The organism is Polynucleobacter sp. JS-JIR-II-50 (genome assembly GCF_018687895.1).
Taxonomy (GTDB): Bacteria; Pseudomonadota; Gammaproteobacteria; order Burkholderiales; family Burkholderiaceae; genus Polynucleobacter.
Window position 1 is genome coordinate 734,661 of sequence record NZ_CP061307.1, and the last position, 17,931, is coordinate 752,591.

General features: G+C 46.5%; 15 protein-coding genes. 12 read left to right on the forward strand and 3 right to left on the reverse strand.

The annotated features are described in order from the left end of the window. Positions 1-39: 39 nt before the first annotated feature. The 7 genes from rnr to infA all read left to right on the forward strand — a co-directional run bounded on the left by rnr (position 40) and on the right by infA (position 7,108). On the forward strand, positions 40-2,433 hold the full coding sequence (rnr, locus tag FD963_RS03870) for a ribonuclease R (RefSeq protein WP_215363164.1): 2,394 nt from the start codon (positions 40-42) through the stop codon (positions 2,431-2,433). A gap of 34 nt (positions 2,434-2,467) precedes the next feature. Further along, positions 2,468-3,235: a 23S rRNA (guanosine(2251)-2'-O)-methyltransferase RlmB gene (rlmB, locus tag FD963_RS03875; protein ID WP_215363166.1), complete on the forward strand. Its 768-nt coding sequence runs from the start codon at positions 2,468-2,470 to the stop codon at positions 3,233-3,235. Positions 3,236-3,250: 15 nt separating this feature from the next. Beyond that, positions 3,251-3,436, forward strand: coding sequence for a DUF2892 domain-containing protein (locus FD963_RS03880; RefSeq protein ID WP_215363168.1), 186 nt, complete (start codon positions 3,251-3,253; stop codon positions 3,434-3,436). 227 nt (positions 3,437-3,663) lie between these two features. After that, positions 3,664-4,449 carry a hypothetical protein gene (locus FD963_RS03885; RefSeq protein ID WP_215363171.1) on the forward strand — a complete coding sequence of 262 codons (786 nt, stop codon included), beginning with the start codon at positions 3,664-3,666 and terminating at the stop codon, positions 4,447-4,449. Positions 4,450-4,576: 127 nt separating this feature from the next. After that, entirely contained in the window at positions 4,577-6,058 is a 1,482-nt protein-coding gene (locus FD963_RS03890; RefSeq protein WP_215363174.1) for a DUF1254 domain-containing protein, read from the forward strand. A 500-nt stretch (positions 6,059-6,558) separates the two neighbouring features. Beyond that, positions 6,559-6,762 carry a cold-shock protein gene (locus FD963_RS03895; protein WP_072583619.1) on the forward strand — a complete coding sequence of 68 codons (204 nt, stop codon included), beginning with the start codon at positions 6,559-6,561 and terminating at the stop codon, positions 6,760-6,762. Between the two features lie 85 nt (positions 6,763-6,847). Further along, positions 6,848-7,108 (forward strand): translation initiation factor IF-1, encoded by a 261-nt coding sequence (gene infA, locus FD963_RS03900; RefSeq protein ID WP_215363176.1) that lies wholly within the window; start codon positions 6,848-6,850, stop codon positions 7,106-7,108. Positions 7,109-7,209: 101 nt separating this feature from the next. Here the strand turns inward: infA and tal are convergent, their stop codons facing one another. Then, complete coding sequence (gene tal / locus FD963_RS03905) at positions 7,210-8,187, reverse strand: transaldolase (protein WP_215363178.1); 978 nt, start codon at positions 8,185-8,187, stop codon at positions 7,210-7,212. A gap of 93 nt (positions 8,188-8,280) precedes the next feature. On the opposite strand from tal, the gene rpiA reads away from it, so the two are divergent. Beyond that, on the forward strand, positions 8,281-8,994 hold the full coding sequence (rpiA, locus tag FD963_RS03910; protein ID WP_215363179.1) for a ribose-5-phosphate isomerase RpiA: 714 nt from the start codon (positions 8,281-8,283) through the stop codon (positions 8,992-8,994). Between the two features lie 267 nt (positions 8,995-9,261). On the opposite strand, the gene FD963_RS03915 is transcribed toward rpiA, so the two are convergent. Further along, the gene (locus FD963_RS03915; protein WP_046330271.1) at positions 9,262-9,534 is read right to left on the reverse strand and encodes an oxidative damage protection protein; all 273 of its coding nucleotides are present in this window, start codon (positions 9,532-9,534) and stop codon (positions 9,262-9,264) included. Between the two features lie 41 nt (positions 9,535-9,575). After that, the gene (argA, locus tag FD963_RS03920; protein WP_215363181.1) at positions 9,576-10,940 is read right to left on the reverse strand and encodes an amino-acid N-acetyltransferase; all 1,365 of its coding nucleotides are present in this window, start codon (positions 10,938-10,940) and stop codon (positions 9,576-9,578) included. Positions 10,941-10,957: 17 nt separating this feature from the next. Between argA and hrpA the strand changes: the two genes are divergently transcribed. From hrpA to FD963_RS03940, 4 genes are all read left to right on the forward strand, one after another. Next, positions 10,958-15,028, forward strand: coding sequence for an ATP-dependent RNA helicase HrpA (gene hrpA, locus FD963_RS03925; protein WP_371818485.1), 4,071 nt, complete (start codon positions 10,958-10,960; stop codon positions 15,026-15,028). Between the two features lie 69 nt (positions 15,029-15,097). Next, positions 15,098-16,135 carry a cytochrome D1 domain-containing protein gene (locus FD963_RS03930; RefSeq protein ID WP_215363183.1) on the forward strand — a complete coding sequence of 346 codons (1,038 nt, stop codon included), beginning with the start codon at positions 15,098-15,100 and terminating at the stop codon, positions 16,133-16,135. Then, positions 16,126-16,932 (forward strand): polysaccharide deacetylase family protein, encoded by an 807-nt coding sequence (locus FD963_RS03935; protein WP_251367313.1) that lies wholly within the window; start codon positions 16,126-16,128, stop codon positions 16,930-16,932. Before FD963_RS03930 ends, FD963_RS03935 begins: the two co-directional genes overlap by 10 nt. Positions 16,933-16,935: 3 nt before the next feature. Beyond that, complete coding sequence (locus tag FD963_RS03940) at positions 16,936-17,907, forward strand: sterol desaturase family protein (RefSeq protein WP_215363185.1); 972 nt, start codon at positions 16,936-16,938, stop codon at positions 17,905-17,907. The last annotated feature ends 24 nt before the right edge of the window (positions 17,908-17,931 follow it).

Genomic DNA, 17,931 nt, shown 5'->3' on the forward strand with positions numbered 1-17,931 from the left:
AGTTGATATATACAGGGCATGTATTGCCGAAGGAATTAAATGCGTAAAGCAAAAGACTTGATGCCACGTGAGGCTGACCGCTTAGGAACAGTTCAGGGGCATCGAGATGGATTTGGATTTGTCATTCCCGATGATGGTGGCGAGGATATCTTTCTGTCAGAAAGAGAAATGTCACGCGTCATGCACGGCGACAGAGTCAATGTCAGAGTATTGGGAACGGATCGACGTGGTCGCCCAGAAGGGCAAATTGTCGAGGTAGTTCTGCACGCTAACAAAGTAGTGATCGGTCGTCTCTTAAATGAAAATGGTGTTCTGATTGTTGCGCCAGAAGATAAGCGCATCGGTCATGACATTTTGATTCCGCCAAAAGGTCAAGGGCAGGCCAAGTTGGGTCAGGTTGTTAGCGTTGAAATTATTGACTACCCAGATAGCTATCGCCAAGCAGTTGGTCGCGTAGTTGAAGTTTTGGGCGAGATCGATGATCCTGGTATGGAAATCGAAATCGCAGTCCGTAAGTACGGCGTGCCCCATGAATTTTCTGCTGCTGCCATGAAAGAGGCTGCGGCATTGCCAGATACAGTCCAGCAATCCGATCTAGAAGGTCGCGTTGATTTACGTGATGTGCCTTTAGTCACTATTGACGGCGCTGATGCTCGAGACTTTGATGATGCCGTCTATTGCGAGCCAGTTATGTACGGCCAAACTAAGGCTTGGCGTTTGATTGTGGCGATTGCCGATGTGTCTCATTACGTTAAGCCAGGTCAGCCATTGGATGACGAGGGTTTATTACGCGCTACTTCAGTGTATTTCCCCAGACGCGTAATCCCTATGCTTCCAGAGAAGATCTCGAATGGTCTTTGCTCGCTGAATCCGGGTGTAGACCGTTTGTGTATGGTGTGCGACTCCGTTGTAGATAACAACGGTATTGTTTTGGCTTACCAGTTTTATCCAGCGGTAATGCACTCAGCACAACGCTTTACTTACGATACTGTTTGGGAGATTCTTTCCAATAGTAAGGGTCCAGAGGCAACCCGCTTCGCTCAGTTCCGCCCATTACTGGGTAATCTATATTCTCTTTATAAGATTCTGTTGGCTGCTCGTGAGAAGCGGGGTGCGATTGAGTTTGAAACAACTGAAACACAAATCATTAGTAATGAGCTTGGTAAGATTCTGCGCATTGAGCCCCGTCTTCGTAACGATGCCCACCGCTTAATTGAAGAGTGTATGTTGACTGCTAACGTTTGTGCGGCTGACTTTATTGAAAAAAATAAGCACCTGAGTCTCTATCGTGTGCATGGTGAGCCATCAGAAGAGAAGTTGGTGACATTGCGCCAAGTCCTGAGAACCTCAGGCCTGTCATTGGGTGGTGGTGAAAAGCCTAAGCCACGTGACTACGCTAAATTAATGCGTGAAATTAAAGATCGACCTGACGCCAATATGCTGCAGTCAGTTGTATTGCGCTCTATGCAGCAGGCGATGTACCAGCCGGATAATGAAGGCCACTTTGGCTTGGCTTACCCAGCTTACTCACATTTCACTAGCCCGATTCGTCGTTATCCAGACTTGCTAACGCATCGCGTGATTAAGTCGATTCTCCAGAAAAAACCATACGTACCCGTATTGCCACCGAAAGTTCCACTCAATCTCACCTTGCCACGTAAAGGTAAAGGTCGTGAGAATGCAGTCAATGCCAAGAAATCCCAAAGCGATGTTAAAGCAGGGGCAGCCAAAGGCTCTAAGCCACTTAAAGGGGCTAATGCCGCATTACCAATCTGGGGTCAATTGGGCGTTCATTGCTCATCTAATGAGCGTCGTGCTGATGAAGCTTCACGTGATGTAGAAGCTTGGCTCAAGTGTTACTACATGCGCGACCATTTAGGTCAAGAATATGCTGGTACTGTCACCGGCGTTGCGAACTTTGGTTTATTTATTCAGTTAGAGAATCTCTTTGTCGAAGGCATGGTGCATGTCACTGAGCTCGGCGGAGATTACTTCCAGTATGACGAAGCGCGCCAAGAGTTACGCGGAGAGCGGACTGGTATTCGTTATCGCTTAGGTGATCGTTTGCATGTATTGGTCAGCCGGGTTGACCTCGATGCGCGCAAGATTGAATTTAGTCTTGTCAAATCCGTTGGCGCAGAGCCAGGCGGCTCCTCCAATCGCCGTCAATTGCTATTGGCAACCGATACAGGTAGACCTAATAAAAAAGCAGCCCCTCAAAGAGGCCGCTCTGACAACAAGGTTCCACAAAAGCCAAGCGGCATCAATGTGAATGCAGCCAAATCTGCCGGGACTCTGGGGGCTAACCAGTCTAAGAGTAAAGCCAATAGTAAAAACGGTAAGAGTAGTAAATCCGCCAAGCCAGGCAGGGCAGTCGGTAAACCTGCAGGCAGTAAGCCTCCAGTTCGCAGCACTAAAGCGCGCCGCAAGTAAAAATTAAATAGAACAATAAGATCAAGAAAATAAGATGAAACAAATATTAGTAGGTTTTCATGCTGTACAAGCGCGTTTACGAGTCGACCCAGATAGCTTGAAGTCTGTGTACTTTGACTCTGGCCGTCGCGATAGACGTATGGGTGATTTTTTAAAGCAAGCAGAAGAAGTTCTTGGTGAGCGCTTGCACGCAGCTGATGCCGAGCGTCTGCATAAGTTGACAGGCCATGATCGCCACCAGGGTGTTGTTGCTTTGGCTGAAAAAATGACTGTGGCACGTACAGTTACTGAAGTAGTTGAAGATGCTGAGAGTGCTCAGAAGAAGCCGCTGTTCCTTGTTTTAGATGGCATTACTGATCCCCATAACTTTGGTGCTTGTTTGCGTGTAGCAGATGGTGCAGGCGTAGATGCCGTAGTAGTTCCTAAAGATCGTTCTGCATCGGTTAATGCCACCGTTAGCAAGGTATCTAGTGGCGCATCAGAAGTGATGCCAGTTATTACGGTGACCAACCTCGTTCGCAGCATGAAAGAAATGCAAGAAGCGGGTGTTTGGTTGATTGGAACGGATGACGAAGCTACTAAATCAATCTATGACATCGATCTCACAGGCCCTATTGGCATTGTGATGGGAGCTGAAGGCGAGGGCATGCGTCGCCTCACCAAAGAAAACTGTGATGAATTGGTTCGAATACCGATGCAAGGCGTTGTATCCAGTTTGAATGTATCTGTTGCAAGTGGCGTATGCTTATATGAGGCATTAAGACAGCGCCTAGCTAAAACAAACGACAAAGCTGCCAAGTAAAGCAAGGAGATTCTTATGAAATGCAATATCGGACACACTGATCGCGTTCTGCGAATGACTGTTGGCGTAACGCTAATGGGCTTAGCTGGCTTTGGTATTACTGGCCCATGGGCATGGATTGGTATCATTCCTCTCATCACTGGAGTGATCGGTAATTGCCCGGCTTACTCAATACTGGGTATGAACACCGCCAAAAAGTAAGTAATGGCGGTAATTAATGCCACAATCGTTACCAAAGCCATCCCGTAGGATGGCTTTTCTTTTGGTGTCAATGGACCGCTATCGGCCAATAAGCGACCATCATTAGTTTTTTGTACCACCTCTTCCGCCAAGTCCAATTAGCATTAAAAGGGTGGATTTATTTCTGATTTTAAGTAATATGTACCTATCACATCCAGCGCTACATCACCTTCTTACGGGAGAGCTAAATGAAGATAATTACAGACATGACTGTAAAAGTAGTTGCCCTGATGCTTATGCTGCTAGTTGGTATGACGCCGGCCTTGGCAGACCAGAAAGTTGGCCTGACGGATCCCTGCCCAATCAAGATTGAGAATTGGCGCGGTAAGGCATTCTACGAAATACTATTCATGAGTCGCCAGGCTAACGGCAGTGGGATCGGCTATTACTACAATTCTCTTGGCAAGGACCTGGAGGCGCCCAACGATGTAATGGATGCTCGCTTTCGTGCGCTGAATGCAGATGAATTGAAAAAGAAATACGGGAGTGATGGAGTCCTCTTTAATGGTCCGCGCCGCCTCGTAGCGAACAGCATCACGGGGACAGCCTGGGATGGTTGCAAAGAGAGAGTGATCTCCACGATCCCCTTGCGCGTGCTCGGCCTCTTCGAAACTCCTGACCTGAGCAAGGCCGTCACCGGAACGCTCCCTGCCTATAAACCGCTGATCTCTAAGCGAACCAATGCCTTTTTCTTCAATGCAGGCGAAACAGTGTATGAGTTGGTCACTCCAGAGGGCGCTGTGTACACCATGTTTAGCTTGTCTCTGAAAATTGACCCCAAGAACACCATCGAAAGCCTGCCAACCCTTGGCAAACGCCTGACCTTGCCGGAGGGATGGAAATTCAGATCGCGCAAGTTGGACAAGGATATGACTCTGACGTCGACTGCTGATTCCAGCCCACCTAACACTATCGTTCTCGATCAGTTGGAAGGTAACTATCAGTACAACGCTGGCGCTAGCGCTAAAAAGTAGTGTGTTACTGACTAGCGGTAGTGATTTAGGTTTCTTCTGCGTCTACCCACCGCTTTATGAGGGTGGGTGACGCTGCTTATATGCAGAGGTATCAAGCAGATGGCTTGAGAAAAAGAGGGATGGCATCATGAAAAATCGCCAAATTTCAGCTTTTATTGGATTAGTCATTACGGTCATCGTGGCTGCAATGAGTGTTGGATGCGGCAATAAGAGTGATGCCGTTTCTCAAGCAGAAAAGAAAGATACCGTAGCGGGTATTCCTGTGCCAAGTCTTGAAGAGACAAAGGTAATTGCGGAAGAAGGGTTCATCTACGGACTTCCGATCGTCATGAACTATGCAGTCATGTATGACTACGCGATTGATCGTGATTCAGGACAGTTCAAAGCCCCCTTTAATAAAATCAATAATGAGGCGCGTGTCTTTACCTATAAAGATACAACAGTAGTTTCACCCAATAGCGATACTCCGTATTCGATTGTTTTTATGGATTTGAGATCAGAGCCGATGGTGTTATCGGTTCCTGCAGTTGATAAAAAGCGTTATTACGCAGTGATGTTATGTGATGGCAATACCTTTAATTATGGTTATATCGGTAGCCGTGCTACTGGCAATGAGGCTGGCGACTATATGGTAGTTGGGCCCGATTGGCAGGGTGAAGCACCCGCGGGTATTAAAAAAGTCTTTCGTTCATCAACCCAATTTTCTGCAGCAATCTATCGCACTCAACTTTTCAATGCAGCAGATATGCCCAATGTAGTTAAGGTACAAAGTGGATATAAAGCACAACCACTTTCTGATTATCTCAAACAACCTGCTCTAGCTGCTGCCCCGGCGATTGATTTTCCAAAGGTCAATAAGGAGATGGTAAAAACTAATTTCTTTGAATATTTAAGCTTTGCGCTTCAGTACGCACCTGCTGGTCCAGAGGAAAATACCATCCGCGAAAAATTGGCAAGCATTGGTATTGGACCTGGCAGAAAGTTTGAGTTCAAAGACCTCTCGTCCGAACACAAAGCTGCAATTCTTTTAGCCATGAAAGAGGGCGAAGAGAAGATTGAAAAAATGGCTGCAAATGGAGGTAAAGACTTTAATGGCTGGAGAGTAGGTGGCCTAGCTGGTGGGGATCGTGCTTTCTTCAATGGAGATTGGCTAAAACGCGCTGCTGTTGCAAAAGCCGGCATCTATGCAAACGATTCAGTTGAAGCCATGTATCCATTGACTCGGATGGATAGCCGGGGAGAAATACTTGATGGCAGTAAGCACAGTTACACGCTCACTTTTGCAAAGGATCAGCTTCCACCCGTGAATGCATTTTGGTCTATCACGATCTACGATGGCAAGACGCAACTCTTAATCAAAAATCCAATCAATCGCTATCTAATTAACTCTCCAATGCTGCCGGGGTTAAGGAAGAATGCTGATGGATCGGTAACGATCTACATTCAAAATAAATCGCCAGGTAAGTCGAAAGAAGCAAATTGGCTGCCAGCACCCAATGGTCCAACCTATATTGTTATGCGACTTTACTGGCCAAAAGAGACTCCTCCATCCATCTTGCCGCCAGGTGAGGGGGAGTGGAAGCCACCTGAAATTATTTTGGCGAACTAACTTACCTCGCTTCAGGAATTTTGTATAACTGGCGGTTCGGGCGAGATTCGAAATCGCGCCAAGCGATTTAAAAGTCCACTAGCGGAGATTATGATCCACCAAAGTCTGCTTTGGGTCGTATGCAGTCGTTAACTAGAGTCTCGGGGCGTTTTCATTTTCCAGTACTGTAGCCTCACATGTTGATAAAAACGACATTCCTGAGCTATAGCGAGGCATTCTTGCTACTTATTTGTTATTAACCTTTTGAGCCTGGCGCAGCATTACCAAAGCACTTTTACCTGTAACAAGGTCCGTTATGAGGGTGATTTGTTATTAAGTAACCTTTTATGACAAAAGTAGAGTAAAATATATATAGCGATTTTCAAGCTAATAGTGTTGTTGTACTAGTAATTAATACCGCAGTTCTGCGATAGTTCTTCTTAGCATCTCCCCCGCCATTCTTGACTTTCGCCTCATTTGGGGCATTGCCTCTTTTATATTTTTTTAAGGAATAGTCAGATATGGCAAACGGAATTGTGAAATGGTTTAACGACGCTAAAGGCTTCGGCTTTATTACCCCTGAACTCGGTGGCGAAGATTTATTTGCCCATTTTTCAGCAATTAATAGCAGCGGATTTAAGTCTTTGGCTGAAGGTCAAAAGGTGACTTTTGATATTACTACCGGCCCTAAAGGCAAGTTAGCATCCAATATTCAACCTGTTTAAATCAGAAGCAAATACCAGGCGGAAATTATTTGCCTGGCCCAAAGCCCAGCATGACTGGGCTTTTTATTTTTATTAAGGATGTTAAATGGCAAAAGAAGAGTTGCTTGAAATGGAAGGACTTGTTGATGAAGTTCTGCCGGATTCTCGTTATCGGGTTACCTTAGACAATGGCCATAAGCTTATTGCCTATACAGCAGGAAGAGTCAAAAAAAATCACATCCGTATATTGGCCGGAGATAAAGTTTCTTTAGAGCTCTCCACTTACGACTTGAGCAAAGGCCGAATCACATTTAGACATATTGAGAAGAAGCAATCTTTTGCTAGTGCGCCGAAAAGACGATATTAATATCTGCAAAATTTTGTCATGCTAAAAAATTGGTAAAAACGACTTTAAATTATTTCGGGTATGGGGGCTTGCTCCCTAATAAGTAGTAGCCCCAATCCCCATTACTTAGCCAGCAGTACTTCCAGCTTCTCAGTATCTATGCAGAAGTTCCGAATCCCTTCAGCCAATTTCTCCGTTGCCATTGCATCATTGTTCAATTGAAGGCGGAAATTAGATTCATCTAACTTCAGCGGGGCAATACCTTCTGCCTGTAAGGCTGCTTGAGCATTTGCAGAGTTTAGTTTTCTTTCAACAGACGCATTGCTAATCTGGAGTTCTGCCAAGAGTTCTGGGCTAATGGTTAACAGATCGCAGCCAGCCAACTCTAATATCTGACTGGTATTGCGAAAGCTGGCACCCATTATCTCCGTAGAGATGCCAAAGTGCTTGTAGTAATGAAAAATCCTCTTCACTGAAGTCACGCCAGGATCATTTGCTCCGCCATTGGCGCTATCACTCCAGTTACTGGCTAACTTAGCTTTATTCCAATCAGTAATGCGACCCACAAATGGAGAGATCAGTTTGGCATTGGCGGCGCCACACGCAGCTGCTTGCACGAGCGAGAAGAGCAGGGTCATATTGCAATGAATGCCTTGCGCCTCTAATTCTTTGGCGGCAGCAATGCCTTCCCATGTGCCGGCTAATTTAATCAGAATACGTTTACGATCGATGCCATGAGACTCATAAAGAGTAATTAAATGCTTGGCCTTAGCTATAGTGCCCTTGGTGTCGAATGAGAGTCGGGCATCTACTTCTGTAGAAACACGTCCCGGAACAATCTTCAGAATCTCCAGGCCAAACGCAACCAAAATGTAATCCACCAAATCAGTCGGGCTCATGCCTGGATGAGCTGCTTTGACTGACTGCACCAAATCCTGATAATTGCTTTGTTGAGCAGCTTTCAGAATAAGTGAAGGGTTGGTGGTCGCATCTTGCGGCTGAAAAGCCTGCATCCGCTCAAAATCGCCTGTATCAGCCACAACCGTGGTGAGTTTCTTGAGTTGCTCTAGTTGGTTTAGTGACGAAGGGGTGCTATTCATGGGCTTGCTCGCTGCTCTAGGGTGGTTTTCTGATAGATATCATATGATAGATGGATTAATTACTCAGTTCCAGTAAAGGCATTTGATAGCTATATGAATCAAGATCAACTAAAGCAAATGGTGGGCGAGGCGGCTAGAGACGAAGTACTTAAATTGCCCGCTGGACAGGTTTTGGGAATTGGCACAGGCTCAACTGCAAACTGCTTTATAGATGCACTAGCCTCTTATAAGGGGCATTTTTCTGGCACGGTATCGAGCTCTAACGCAACCACTGAACGCTTGCTCAAACATGGTTTTAAAGTACTAGATCCAAATGATGTGCAAGGTCTGCCGGCCTATGTTGATGGGGCTGATGAGATTGATCCTTTGGGGCACATGATTAAGGGCGGTGGCGGAGCGCTCACCAGGGAAAAAATTATCGCCTCTATGGCAAAGCAATTCATCTGCATTTGCGATTCATCGAAGCAAGTGCCGGTACTAGGTAACTTTGCATTGCCAGTAGAAATCATTCCCTTGGCTAAAGGCGTGGTTAGCAGGGAGCTGGAGAAGTTTGGCGGTAAAGTGACTTTGCGCCTAACCAAGAACACCCGTGCAGACCTGAACCAAACACCAAGCGAGCCATTTGTGACCGATAACGGTGGTTGGATCTTGGATATAGCCGGTCTGAAGATTGCTGACCCTATTCAGATGGAAGCACAGATTAATCAAATTGCTGGCGTGATCACTGTTGGCTTATTTGCTAAAGAAAAGGCCAATATTTTGTTGGTCAGCAATGCTGCTGGTGTTGAGCGTATCGCACTCTCATAATTGATTTAGTAATAAAAAACCCGACGGGGTATGCCCATCGGGTTTGTCTGCCATGGTATGCATGGCGCAGATAATCGGAAGGTAATTAGTTCCGACATCTATGAGTGCACAGATGCACCCATCTTAAGTGGCTTTCGCCAATGTGAGTGGGACACTACTTCTGTCTCACCACAACTTCATCCTACGCTTATCGTTGGCAGTGTCAACAGCAATCCAAAATATATTTTTCAATAAAATACTTGCTGCAACACGGTAATCGATTTTTAATTACTCTGCAGGAGGTACGTAACCTTGCGCCATATCAGCTCCACCCTCAAAGAAGTACTTTTCTACTTGCTTTAAGAGGTATTGGCGTGCGCGTGGGTCTGCCATATTGAGGCGGTTTTCATTAATCAGCATTGTTTGGTGCTTTAACCAAGCAGCCCAAGCCTCTTTGGAGACTTGATTCCAGACCTTCTTACCTAGCTCGCCTGGAAGCGGGGCAAAATCCATTCCCTCAGCTTCTTTATTGAGTTTGATACATTGAACCATGCGTGCCATCTGCAATACCTTTCTAGTATTTCTTCAGTTTCTTAAATTACTTATAGATCTTTAGTTAAAACCATGGACTTGCGGTCCCAGTTATAAATTTGTTTTCTTTCCTCAGGCAAATCATCAACCGATGCCCGTTTAAAGCCACGCTTTAAGAACCAGTGCTCAGTTCTGGTAGTGAGAACAAATAATTTTTTAATGCCTTCTTGCTTAGCGCGCATTTCAACACGCTTTAATAGGCGCTCGCCATCACCGGATCCTTGAACGTCAGGATCTACTGCGAGACAAGCTAGCTCACCAACACCGTTCGGGAATGGGAAGAGGGCAGCACAACCAAAGAGAACGCGGTCATGCTCTATCACTGAGAAGCGCTGAATGTCACGCTCAATCACATCTTGTCCGCGAGCCGCCAAGATACCTTCATCTTCCAGGGGCATGGTTAATTGCAAGATACCGCCAACGTCATCTTGGTTGGCCTCACGCAAGTTCTCAATATCAGATGAGGCTAGCATCATGCCAATACCATCATGGGTAAAGAGCTCTTCGAGGAGTGCGCCATCTTGATTGCAGGGCAAAAAGTGAACCCGGCTAACGCCTGCCCGTATTGCTCTGCCAGAGATACTTAGTAAGCTCTTCATGCCAAGATCCATATCTTTGTTCTGCGCGATATATTCTTGTAGTTGCGGCATAGATAGTTCGGTAATGAAATCACCTTCAGCATCTTTTAAACCAGCATAAGGGCTTAAGAAGATCAGCTTATCCGCTTTAAGAGCGGCAGCAGTGGATGCAGCTACATCTTCGTATGCCAGATTAAATGCTTGGCCTGTTGGTGAAAAACCTAAAGGCGATAGCAACACAATCTTGTTGCTATCCAAAGACTGCCTAATAGAGCCAGAGTCTACTTTGCGGACCAATCCGGTATGGATGTAGTCGGTACCCTCTACGACACCAACTGGCATTGCAGTAATAAAGTTGCCTGAGATCACAGAAATACGTGAGCCAGCCATTGGAGTATTTGGCAAACCACGGCTAAATGCTGCTTCAATATCCAGACGTAATTCACCAGCAGCTTCTTTAACGCACTCTAGTGCGGCTGCATCAGTAATCCGATAGCTATGCAGGGCGCTCTTGCCAAACTTGCTTTTGATATTCCGGAGCATCAACTGCTCTTCAATCTGTGGGCGGATACCGTGAACCAGAACAATCCGCATCCCCATAGCATGGAGCATGGCGATATCTTCAATCAGATTCTCAAGGCCGATCTCTTGGACAAGTTCACCCGCAAAGGCAATCACAAAGGTCTTCTCGCGGAAGCTATGAATATAGGGCGCAACATCGCGCAACCACCCTACGAAGGGGAAGTTGGAGGTCGTTTCTTCGGCCATTAAGGCCTGGTTCGGTGCATTTGTTGGCATAGTGAGAAAATTATAGGGTGCAAGAGCCTATAAACCAACAAAAACCCAAAGCAATGCCACAGCCTGTGCCTGCTTCCAACACCTCACGCCGGCTAGAAATTCGGTTTCCGGAGGAATTGCCGGTCTCTGGTCAGCGTCAGCTGATCAAGGATGCCCTGCAGAGCCACCAGGTAGTGATTGTGTGTGGTGAGACTGGCTCAGGCAAGACTACCCAGCTACCGAAGATTTGCTTGGATTTAGGTCGAGGCACGATTAATGGTGGCAAGCTCATCGGCCATACTCAGCCACGCCGGATTGCAGCTACCGCTACGGCTAAGCGAATTGCCCAAGAGCTAGGTTCACCCATTGGCCAGGATGTAGGCTACCAGGTACGCTTTGCTGACAAGTCCAGTCACACCGCTTCTATCAAGCTAATGACAGACGGTATCTTGCTGGCTGAGACTCAGCGAGATCCACAGTTGCGCGCCTATGACACACTTATCATTGATGAGGCGCATGAACGTAGCCTGAATATTGATTTCTTATTGGGTTACCTGAGGCAGTTACTTCCTAAGCGGCCGGACCTCAAGCTCATCATCACTTCAGCAACCATTGATGCCCAACGTTTTGCGGAACACTTTGCCATCAATGGCAAGGTAGCTCCCGTTATCGAAGTCAGCGGCAGATTGTTTCCGGTAGAGCAGCGTTATGCACCGCTAGAACCGGATGCCAAGCCAGACGGCAAAAAAGAATCCAAAACTGCCAAGGAAATTTCGGATGCGGTGACTGAAGGGATCGCCAGCTTATGGCGAGAGGGAGCAGCAGGTGCCGGTGATGTGTTGGTCTTCTTACCAGGCGAGCGAGAGATACGCGATTGCGCAGAGGCATTGCGTAAAGATCATGTCTTGCAGCAGCGCTTTCATCCAGAGATTTTGAGTTTGTTCGCACGTCAATCAGTCGCTGAGCAAGAGAGGGTGTTTAGCCCGGGCAATGGACGACGCATCATTCTGACAACCAATGTTGCAGAGACCTCGTTAACAGTGCCGAACATTCGGTATGTGATCGATAGTGGTCTAGCGAGAGTCAAGCGCTACTCTTATCGAAATAAGGTAGAGCAACTACAGATTGAGCCCATCTCCCAGGCCGCCGCTAACCAGAGGGCTGGTCGTTGCGGTCGTGTATCGGACGGCATCTGTGTGCGCCTTTATAGCGAGCAAGACTATCAAGGCCGGCCTAAATTTACTGATCCAGAAATATTGCGTAGCTCGTTAGCTGCAGTGTTGTTGCGCATGAGCTCCTTACGCTTACCCAAGATTCAGTATTTCCCCTTCATTGATAAACCCTTGGGTAGAGCGATTGCCGATGGTGTGCAACTTCTAGATGAATTAGGCGCAATTGAATTCGATGAATCAGAGTCTGCGGATGGTAAGAATATTAATAACAGCTTCAAGCTCACGGCTATTGGCAAACAATTAGCAGACTTACCCCTTGATCCGCGCATTGGCAGAATGCTCTTAGCTGCTAAAGAGCAGAGTGCCTTAAAAGAAGTCGCCATCATTGCATCTGCTTTGGCAACTCAAGATCCGCGTGATCGTCCGATGGACCAAGCTGCCGCCGCCGATCAAGCCCACCTACAGTTTGCGGATGAGCGCTCTGAGTTTCTGAGTTTCGTCAAACTCTGGAATTGGTATCAAGATGCCCTACAACACAAGCACAGCAATCGACAGCTTGAGAGTCTGTGTAAAAGTAAGTTTCTGTCTCCACGTCGCTTGCGTGAGTGGCGCGATGTTCACGGTCAACTGCATACCATGCTGGGTGAGAAGGGCTGGAAAGAAAATCCTTTGGCCGCAACATATGAGCAGGTACACCTTTCTTTATTAACAGGCTTGCTCGGATATGTAGCTAAAAAAGAAGAAGACGAGAAATCTCAAGATCGCAATAGTAAAACAGGTGGTTACGTAGGCGCGCGGGGTATTCGTCCATTCATATGGCCTGGTTCTACTATTGGCAAAAAGGCGGGCGCTTGGATCCTGGCTGGTGAATTGCAAGAAACGAATCGCATGTATGCCAGAACGATTGCAAAGATCGAGCCGCAATGGATCGAGCGTGTTGCCGCGCATCGTCTAATCAAATCCCTTAGCGATCCTTTCTGGGATAACCGTCAGGGCGAGGTGATGGCTTTTGAGCGGGGCACTTTGTATGGCTTGCCCATCTATCATGGTCGTAGGGTTCGGTATGAGCCGCACAACCCCGAAGAGACCAGAGAGTTATTTATTCGTCAAGCCCTGGTGCAGGAAGAAATGTTTGGGCGCATGGATACACCTGCGCTCCAGCGTGAAACAGAAACCGATGCCAAGAAAAAATATCCTAATGTGTTTGGATTCTTTTGGCATAACCGTCGCTTGATAAAAGAAATCGAAGCCTTAGAACATCGCTCACGTCGACCCGATGTATTGGTAGACGATGATTTGCTATTTGCTTTTTATGAATCTCGAATACCTAAGGAAGTGCGAAGTCGTGAAAGTCTTAAGGCATGGCTAACGAAAGATAGGAATACCGAAAAAGATCTTGATACTCAACTTCGCCTAGAAAAAGCGGACTTGATGCGTCATGAGGCAGCTGGTATCACCGTAGATCGCTATCCAAAGACGATGTTAGTCGGTGGTGCACAGCTGAGTCTCACCTATCACTTCGAGCCCGGCAGCCCAAAGGATGGTGTAACCCTTGTTGTTCCTTTGACCCAACTTAATCAAGTGGATGGCCGTCGTTGTGAATGGCTAGTACCTGGTATGTGTGAGGAGAAGGTATTGCTGCTTCTTAAATCACTGCCTCAGAAATTAAGGCGCCATTGCGTGCCATTGCCGGATTATGCAAAGTCCTTTCTTGAGCGTAAGTTAGAAGAAAAGCAATTTGGCGTTGGTGATTTTTTAGATAGTCTGATTGGCGATATTCGCAAAGAGCGCGGCTTAGAAATTAAACGAACTGACTTTAGGCCAGAGGCATTACCACTGCATTCATCGATGAATTTCCGTCTGATTGACGAACATGGACGCCAGCTCGAGGTAGAGCGCAACTTAGCTCGCTTACGATCGGAATACGGTCAGACTGCTCGCAATGCCTTCCAAGCCATTGCCCAGGAGACTGCCCAGATTGAGTTGGGCGTTGAACCACCGGCGAGCGAAAAATCTAAACCTAATGCAAACGGAGGTGCGAATACCGCCGATACCACTCGTAAGGTAGAGCAGGGCGGCTATCGCGCTTGGGAGTTTGGCGAGTTGCCAGAAACATTAGAGATTCAAAAGGGGAATAAAACTCTGTTTGGTTACCCCGCCCTAGTAGATCGCGTTGACTTTTGTGATCTTGAGGTATTTGATGATTTAGAAGAAGCTCGTAAACAGCATGCTTTAGGACTACGTCGCTTATTTGCTCTGAGCAATAAAGACACGCTCAAGGCCCTACAAAAACAATTGCCCGGTATACGTGAATTGGGTTTGCTATTTATCAATGTGGGATCGGTGGAGGGCTTGATTGATCAGATTCTGAATATTGCCCTTGAGCGTGCTTTTATGACCGAGCAACTTCCGGCAAATGCAGAACAATTTACCGAGCGTCTACAAGCTGGAAAACCGAGATTGGCACTTATTGCCCAAGAGATTTCTCGCCACGCATTAAATGCATTGCAAGCCCATGCCGATTTGCAGAAAAAGATTGCGAGTGCAAAAGCGGCTTCGCCAAGTGCCTACACCGATATACAGGTACAGATACAGGGATTAATCTTTCCTAAGTTTGTGGCGGAGATACCGTACTCCCAATTGGTGCATCTGCCACGCTACTTAAAAGCAATTGCAATGCGGATTGATAAATTACGATCAAACCCTAGTCGTGATGCCCAATGTCAAAAGGATTGGGAATCGGTTGCTCGTCCTTGGCAAAAACTGATGCAGGGTAACAGGGGATCTGCCTCTTATGCGATGGCCGAGGATCAGGCTTTAACGGATTTTCGTTGGCAGTTGGAGGAGTTGAGGGTGGCTTTGTATGCTCAAGAGCTCAAAACCCCAACCCCCATGTCCTTAAAGCGGCTCGAAAAGGTTTTAGCAAGCTTGCGCTAGGTCAAATCCAAAGCATATCCACTGGATTTGGAGGCCTATTCAATCTCCCCAATTGCTTACAATGGAGGGATGTACAAATTTATCAAGATTAGAGGTTTTCGCACAATCGCGACCTCTGCATTATTGGCACTTCTGGTTGCCAATCAAACTGCTCTTGGGCAAACTACTAGCCCCGTAGCCTCAGCAACTCCTGCAAATCAACCCAAGTTGGCGGTGATTCTGAATTCTGGTTCTGCATCTGTCAGTTTGATTGATATGAACACGCGTGAGGTTATTAAAACAATCCCGGTTGGCAAGGAACCTCATCACCTCATGATGACCCCTGATCAAAAATCGCTATTGATTGCCAATGCTGCAGGCAATGATGTTGTGTTGATGAATCCAACCACGGGTGAGTTAACCGGCAAGATTCCGAACATTATTGATCCATACCAAATCGGTTACTCCCCAAACCACAAATGGTTTATAGCTAATGGCAATCGCCTGGATCGAGTGGATATTTATGCTGCCGATAGTGCAAATCTTAAATTAGCTAAGACCGTAAAGCTAGGTAAGACACCTAGTCATATTGCTTTTACATCGGATAGCAAAATCGCATTTATTACTTTGCAAGACTCTAGTGAGCTTGCCGCAATTGATCTCGAAACACAAAATGTATTGTGGGTAATGCCCACAGGTAAAGTGCCTGCTGGTTTGTGGATGACGCCCGGCGATCAATACCTCTTAGTGGGTATTACGGGCGAAGACTATGTTCAGGTGATTGATTGGAAAAATCGCAAAGAAGTAAAGCGCATCCCTACAGGGAAGGGTGCCCATAACTTCCGTCCTTTAGGGGACAAAAAGCATGTATTTGTAAGCAACCGCATTGCTTCTACGATCAGCTTGATCAACATGCAAACCCTGGAGAAGGTGGGCGATATCACTGGACTGCCAGCTGGTCCAGACGATATGGAAATTACTCCAGATGGTAAAACGATGTGGGTTACTTTCCGCTTTTCCAAAAAGGTTGGGGTAATAGATATCCCAACAATGAAGTTGGTAACAGTGATTCCGGTTGGTAAGTCACCACATGGTGTGTTTTTCACTCCAAGGGCTGGATGGGAATAATTAATATCATGAAGCGCCTAAGTCCTAACGCATTCATTCGTATCGCAGCCGTGCTTATGCTCGGCTGTTTTTCATTGGGCGCCAATGCTCAAGCCACAGAATGTAGCAAGAAGGTCTACCTCACCTTCGATACTGGCAATATGTCAGTGGCTGAAAAAGTGGCTGAGATTCTCAAGCGGCAAAACGTAAAGGCTACTTTTTTCCTTGCCAATGAAAAAACCTATCGCGGTGACTTTGCTTTAGATGATTCTTGGAAACCCTTTTGGCAGCAATTAGCAAAGGAAGGCAATCATTTTGGTAGTCATACCTACGACCATGATTACTTTGTAAAGGATGGCCCTAAGGGGCAGGTTTTTGAGAGGCCGCAATTTGGTCCAAAGGCAGGAGAAACTGTTTTGTATAACGAGGCGGCAATGTGTAAGCAGATTCGTCGGGTTGATCAGCGCTTTCAAGAAATGACAAATCAGCCGCTGCAGAAAATCTGGCGTGCTCCCGGAGGTAAAACTTCGCCTACCTTGATTCGAATGGGTGATATGTGCGGCTATCAGCATATTGGCTGGGCACCTGCTGGTTTCTTAGGTGATGAGTTGAGCTCCGAGAAGCATCCCAATCATGTGCTTTTGGAAAAAGCGAGCGGGGGTGTAAAAGATGGCGATATCACCATGGCTCACTTAGGAATTTGGTCTAGAAAAGATCCATGGGCACCTGCGGTTTTGGAGCAGTTGATTGTTAACCTAAAGGGTCGTGGTTTCTGTTTTGGGCTACTACCCAAAGATTCTGCAAATCAGTCAAAATAAAGCATGGACCTCACTACCGTCACCTCCATGATTGCGAATGCTTATGCCAGCGTTCAGGAGTTTCTGTTTTCCAATATGGTGGGTCCGATTCTGTACCAATTCGATTTAATGTCTTGGGCCGAGGACGTATTTGATGGGATCGATTGGTTCTTGTTTGGTTGTGTTCAGCTCTTCTTAATTCTGGTTGTATTAAGAACGTGGGAGCGCCTAGCCCCAGCGGAAAAGCAAGAGCGTTTTTCAAAGTCGAGTAGGGCGGATGTCCTCTATACCTTGTTTCATCGCTTAGGAATATTTCATGGCTTGATTTTTATATGCCTATCTGGATTCTTTTTCGAGATTGATTCCATCCTGCATGATTTCCGTTTTGATCGCCTGAATGTAGAGTCCTGGTGGCCTGGTGTGACATCAGTTCCCGTTGTTAGCTTCTTGATCTATCTCATCCTTCTGGACTTTATAGATTACCTTTACCATCGCGCATCACATGCATTTAATTGGTGGTGGCAATTACATGCCTTGCACCATAGTCAAACAGTAATGACTGCCTGGTCAGATAATCGTAATAACATTCTCGACGACATCATGCGTGCAACCCTCATGGCTTTCTTTGCGCTGTTGTTTGGCGTATCTCCAGGACAATTCATCATGTTGATTGCGCTAAGCCAATTTATTCAAAGTTGGCAGCATGCCAATATTAAGGTTCACTTAGGGTCTGCTAAGTACTTATTGGTATCCCCAATGTTTCACCGTATGCATCATGCCGTGGGCTATGGTCATGAGGCTATAGGAAAACCCGGCGTATTGGGCGGTTGTAATTTTGGTATTTTATTTCCGTGGTGGGATATGTTATTCGGAACCGCCATCTTCACTAAAGAGATCTATCCTACGGGAGTCAGAAATTTAACTGTTTCAGAAAATATTTTCGCTCAACAATGGCAAAGCTTGGTTCGTGCCGCTAAAGAATTCAAGCCTAAGTAGACTAAAGGTCTGCGGGCAATAGGA

Bases quoted from the DNA above. Each gene is read 5' to 3' on its own strand.
- rnr (WP_215363164.1), top strand. From the start codon at position 40: ATGCGTAAAGCAAAAGACTTGATGCCACGTGAGGCTGACCGCTTAGGA.
- rlmB (WP_215363166.1), top strand. From the start codon at position 2,468: ATGAAACAAATATTAGTAGGTTTTCATGCTGTACAAGCGCGTTTACGA.
- FD963_RS03880 (WP_215363168.1), top strand. From the start codon at position 3,251: ATGAAATGCAATATCGGACACACTGATCGCGTTCTGCGAATGACTGTT.
- FD963_RS03885 (WP_215363171.1), top strand. From the start codon at position 3,664: ATGAAGATAATTACAGACATGACTGTAAAAGTAGTTGCCCTGATGCTT.
- FD963_RS03890 (WP_215363174.1), top strand. From the start codon at position 4,577: ATGAAAAATCGCCAAATTTCAGCTTTTATTGGATTAGTCATTACGGTC.
- FD963_RS03895 (WP_072583619.1), top strand. From the start codon at position 6,559: ATGGCAAACGGAATTGTGAAATGGTTTAACGACGCTAAAGGCTTCGGC.
- infA (WP_215363176.1), top strand. From the start codon at position 6,848: ATGGCAAAAGAAGAGTTGCTTGAAATGGAAGGACTTGTTGATGAAGTT.
- tal (WP_215363178.1), bottom strand. From the start codon at position 8,187: ATGAATAGCACCCCTTCGTCACTAAACCAACTAGAGCAACTCAAGAAA.
- rpiA (WP_215363179.1), top strand. From the start codon at position 8,281: ATGAATCAAGATCAACTAAAGCAAATGGTGGGCGAGGCGGCTAGAGAC.
- FD963_RS03915 (WP_046330271.1), bottom strand. From the start codon at position 9,534: ATGGCACGCATGGTTCAATGTATCAAACTCAATAAAGAAGCTGAGGGA.
- argA (WP_215363181.1), bottom strand. From the start codon at position 10,940: ATGCCAACAAATGCACCGAACCAGGCCTTAATGGCCGAAGAAACGACC.
- FD963_RS03930 (WP_215363183.1), top strand. From the start codon at position 15,098: ATGTACAAATTTATCAAGATTAGAGGTTTTCGCACAATCGCGACCTCT.
- FD963_RS03935 (WP_251367313.1), top strand. From the start codon at position 16,126: ATGGGAATAATTAATATCATGAAGCGCCTAAGTCCTAACGCATTCATT.
- FD963_RS03940 (WP_215363185.1), top strand. From the start codon at position 16,936: ATGGACCTCACTACCGTCACCTCCATGATTGCGAATGCTTATGCCAGC.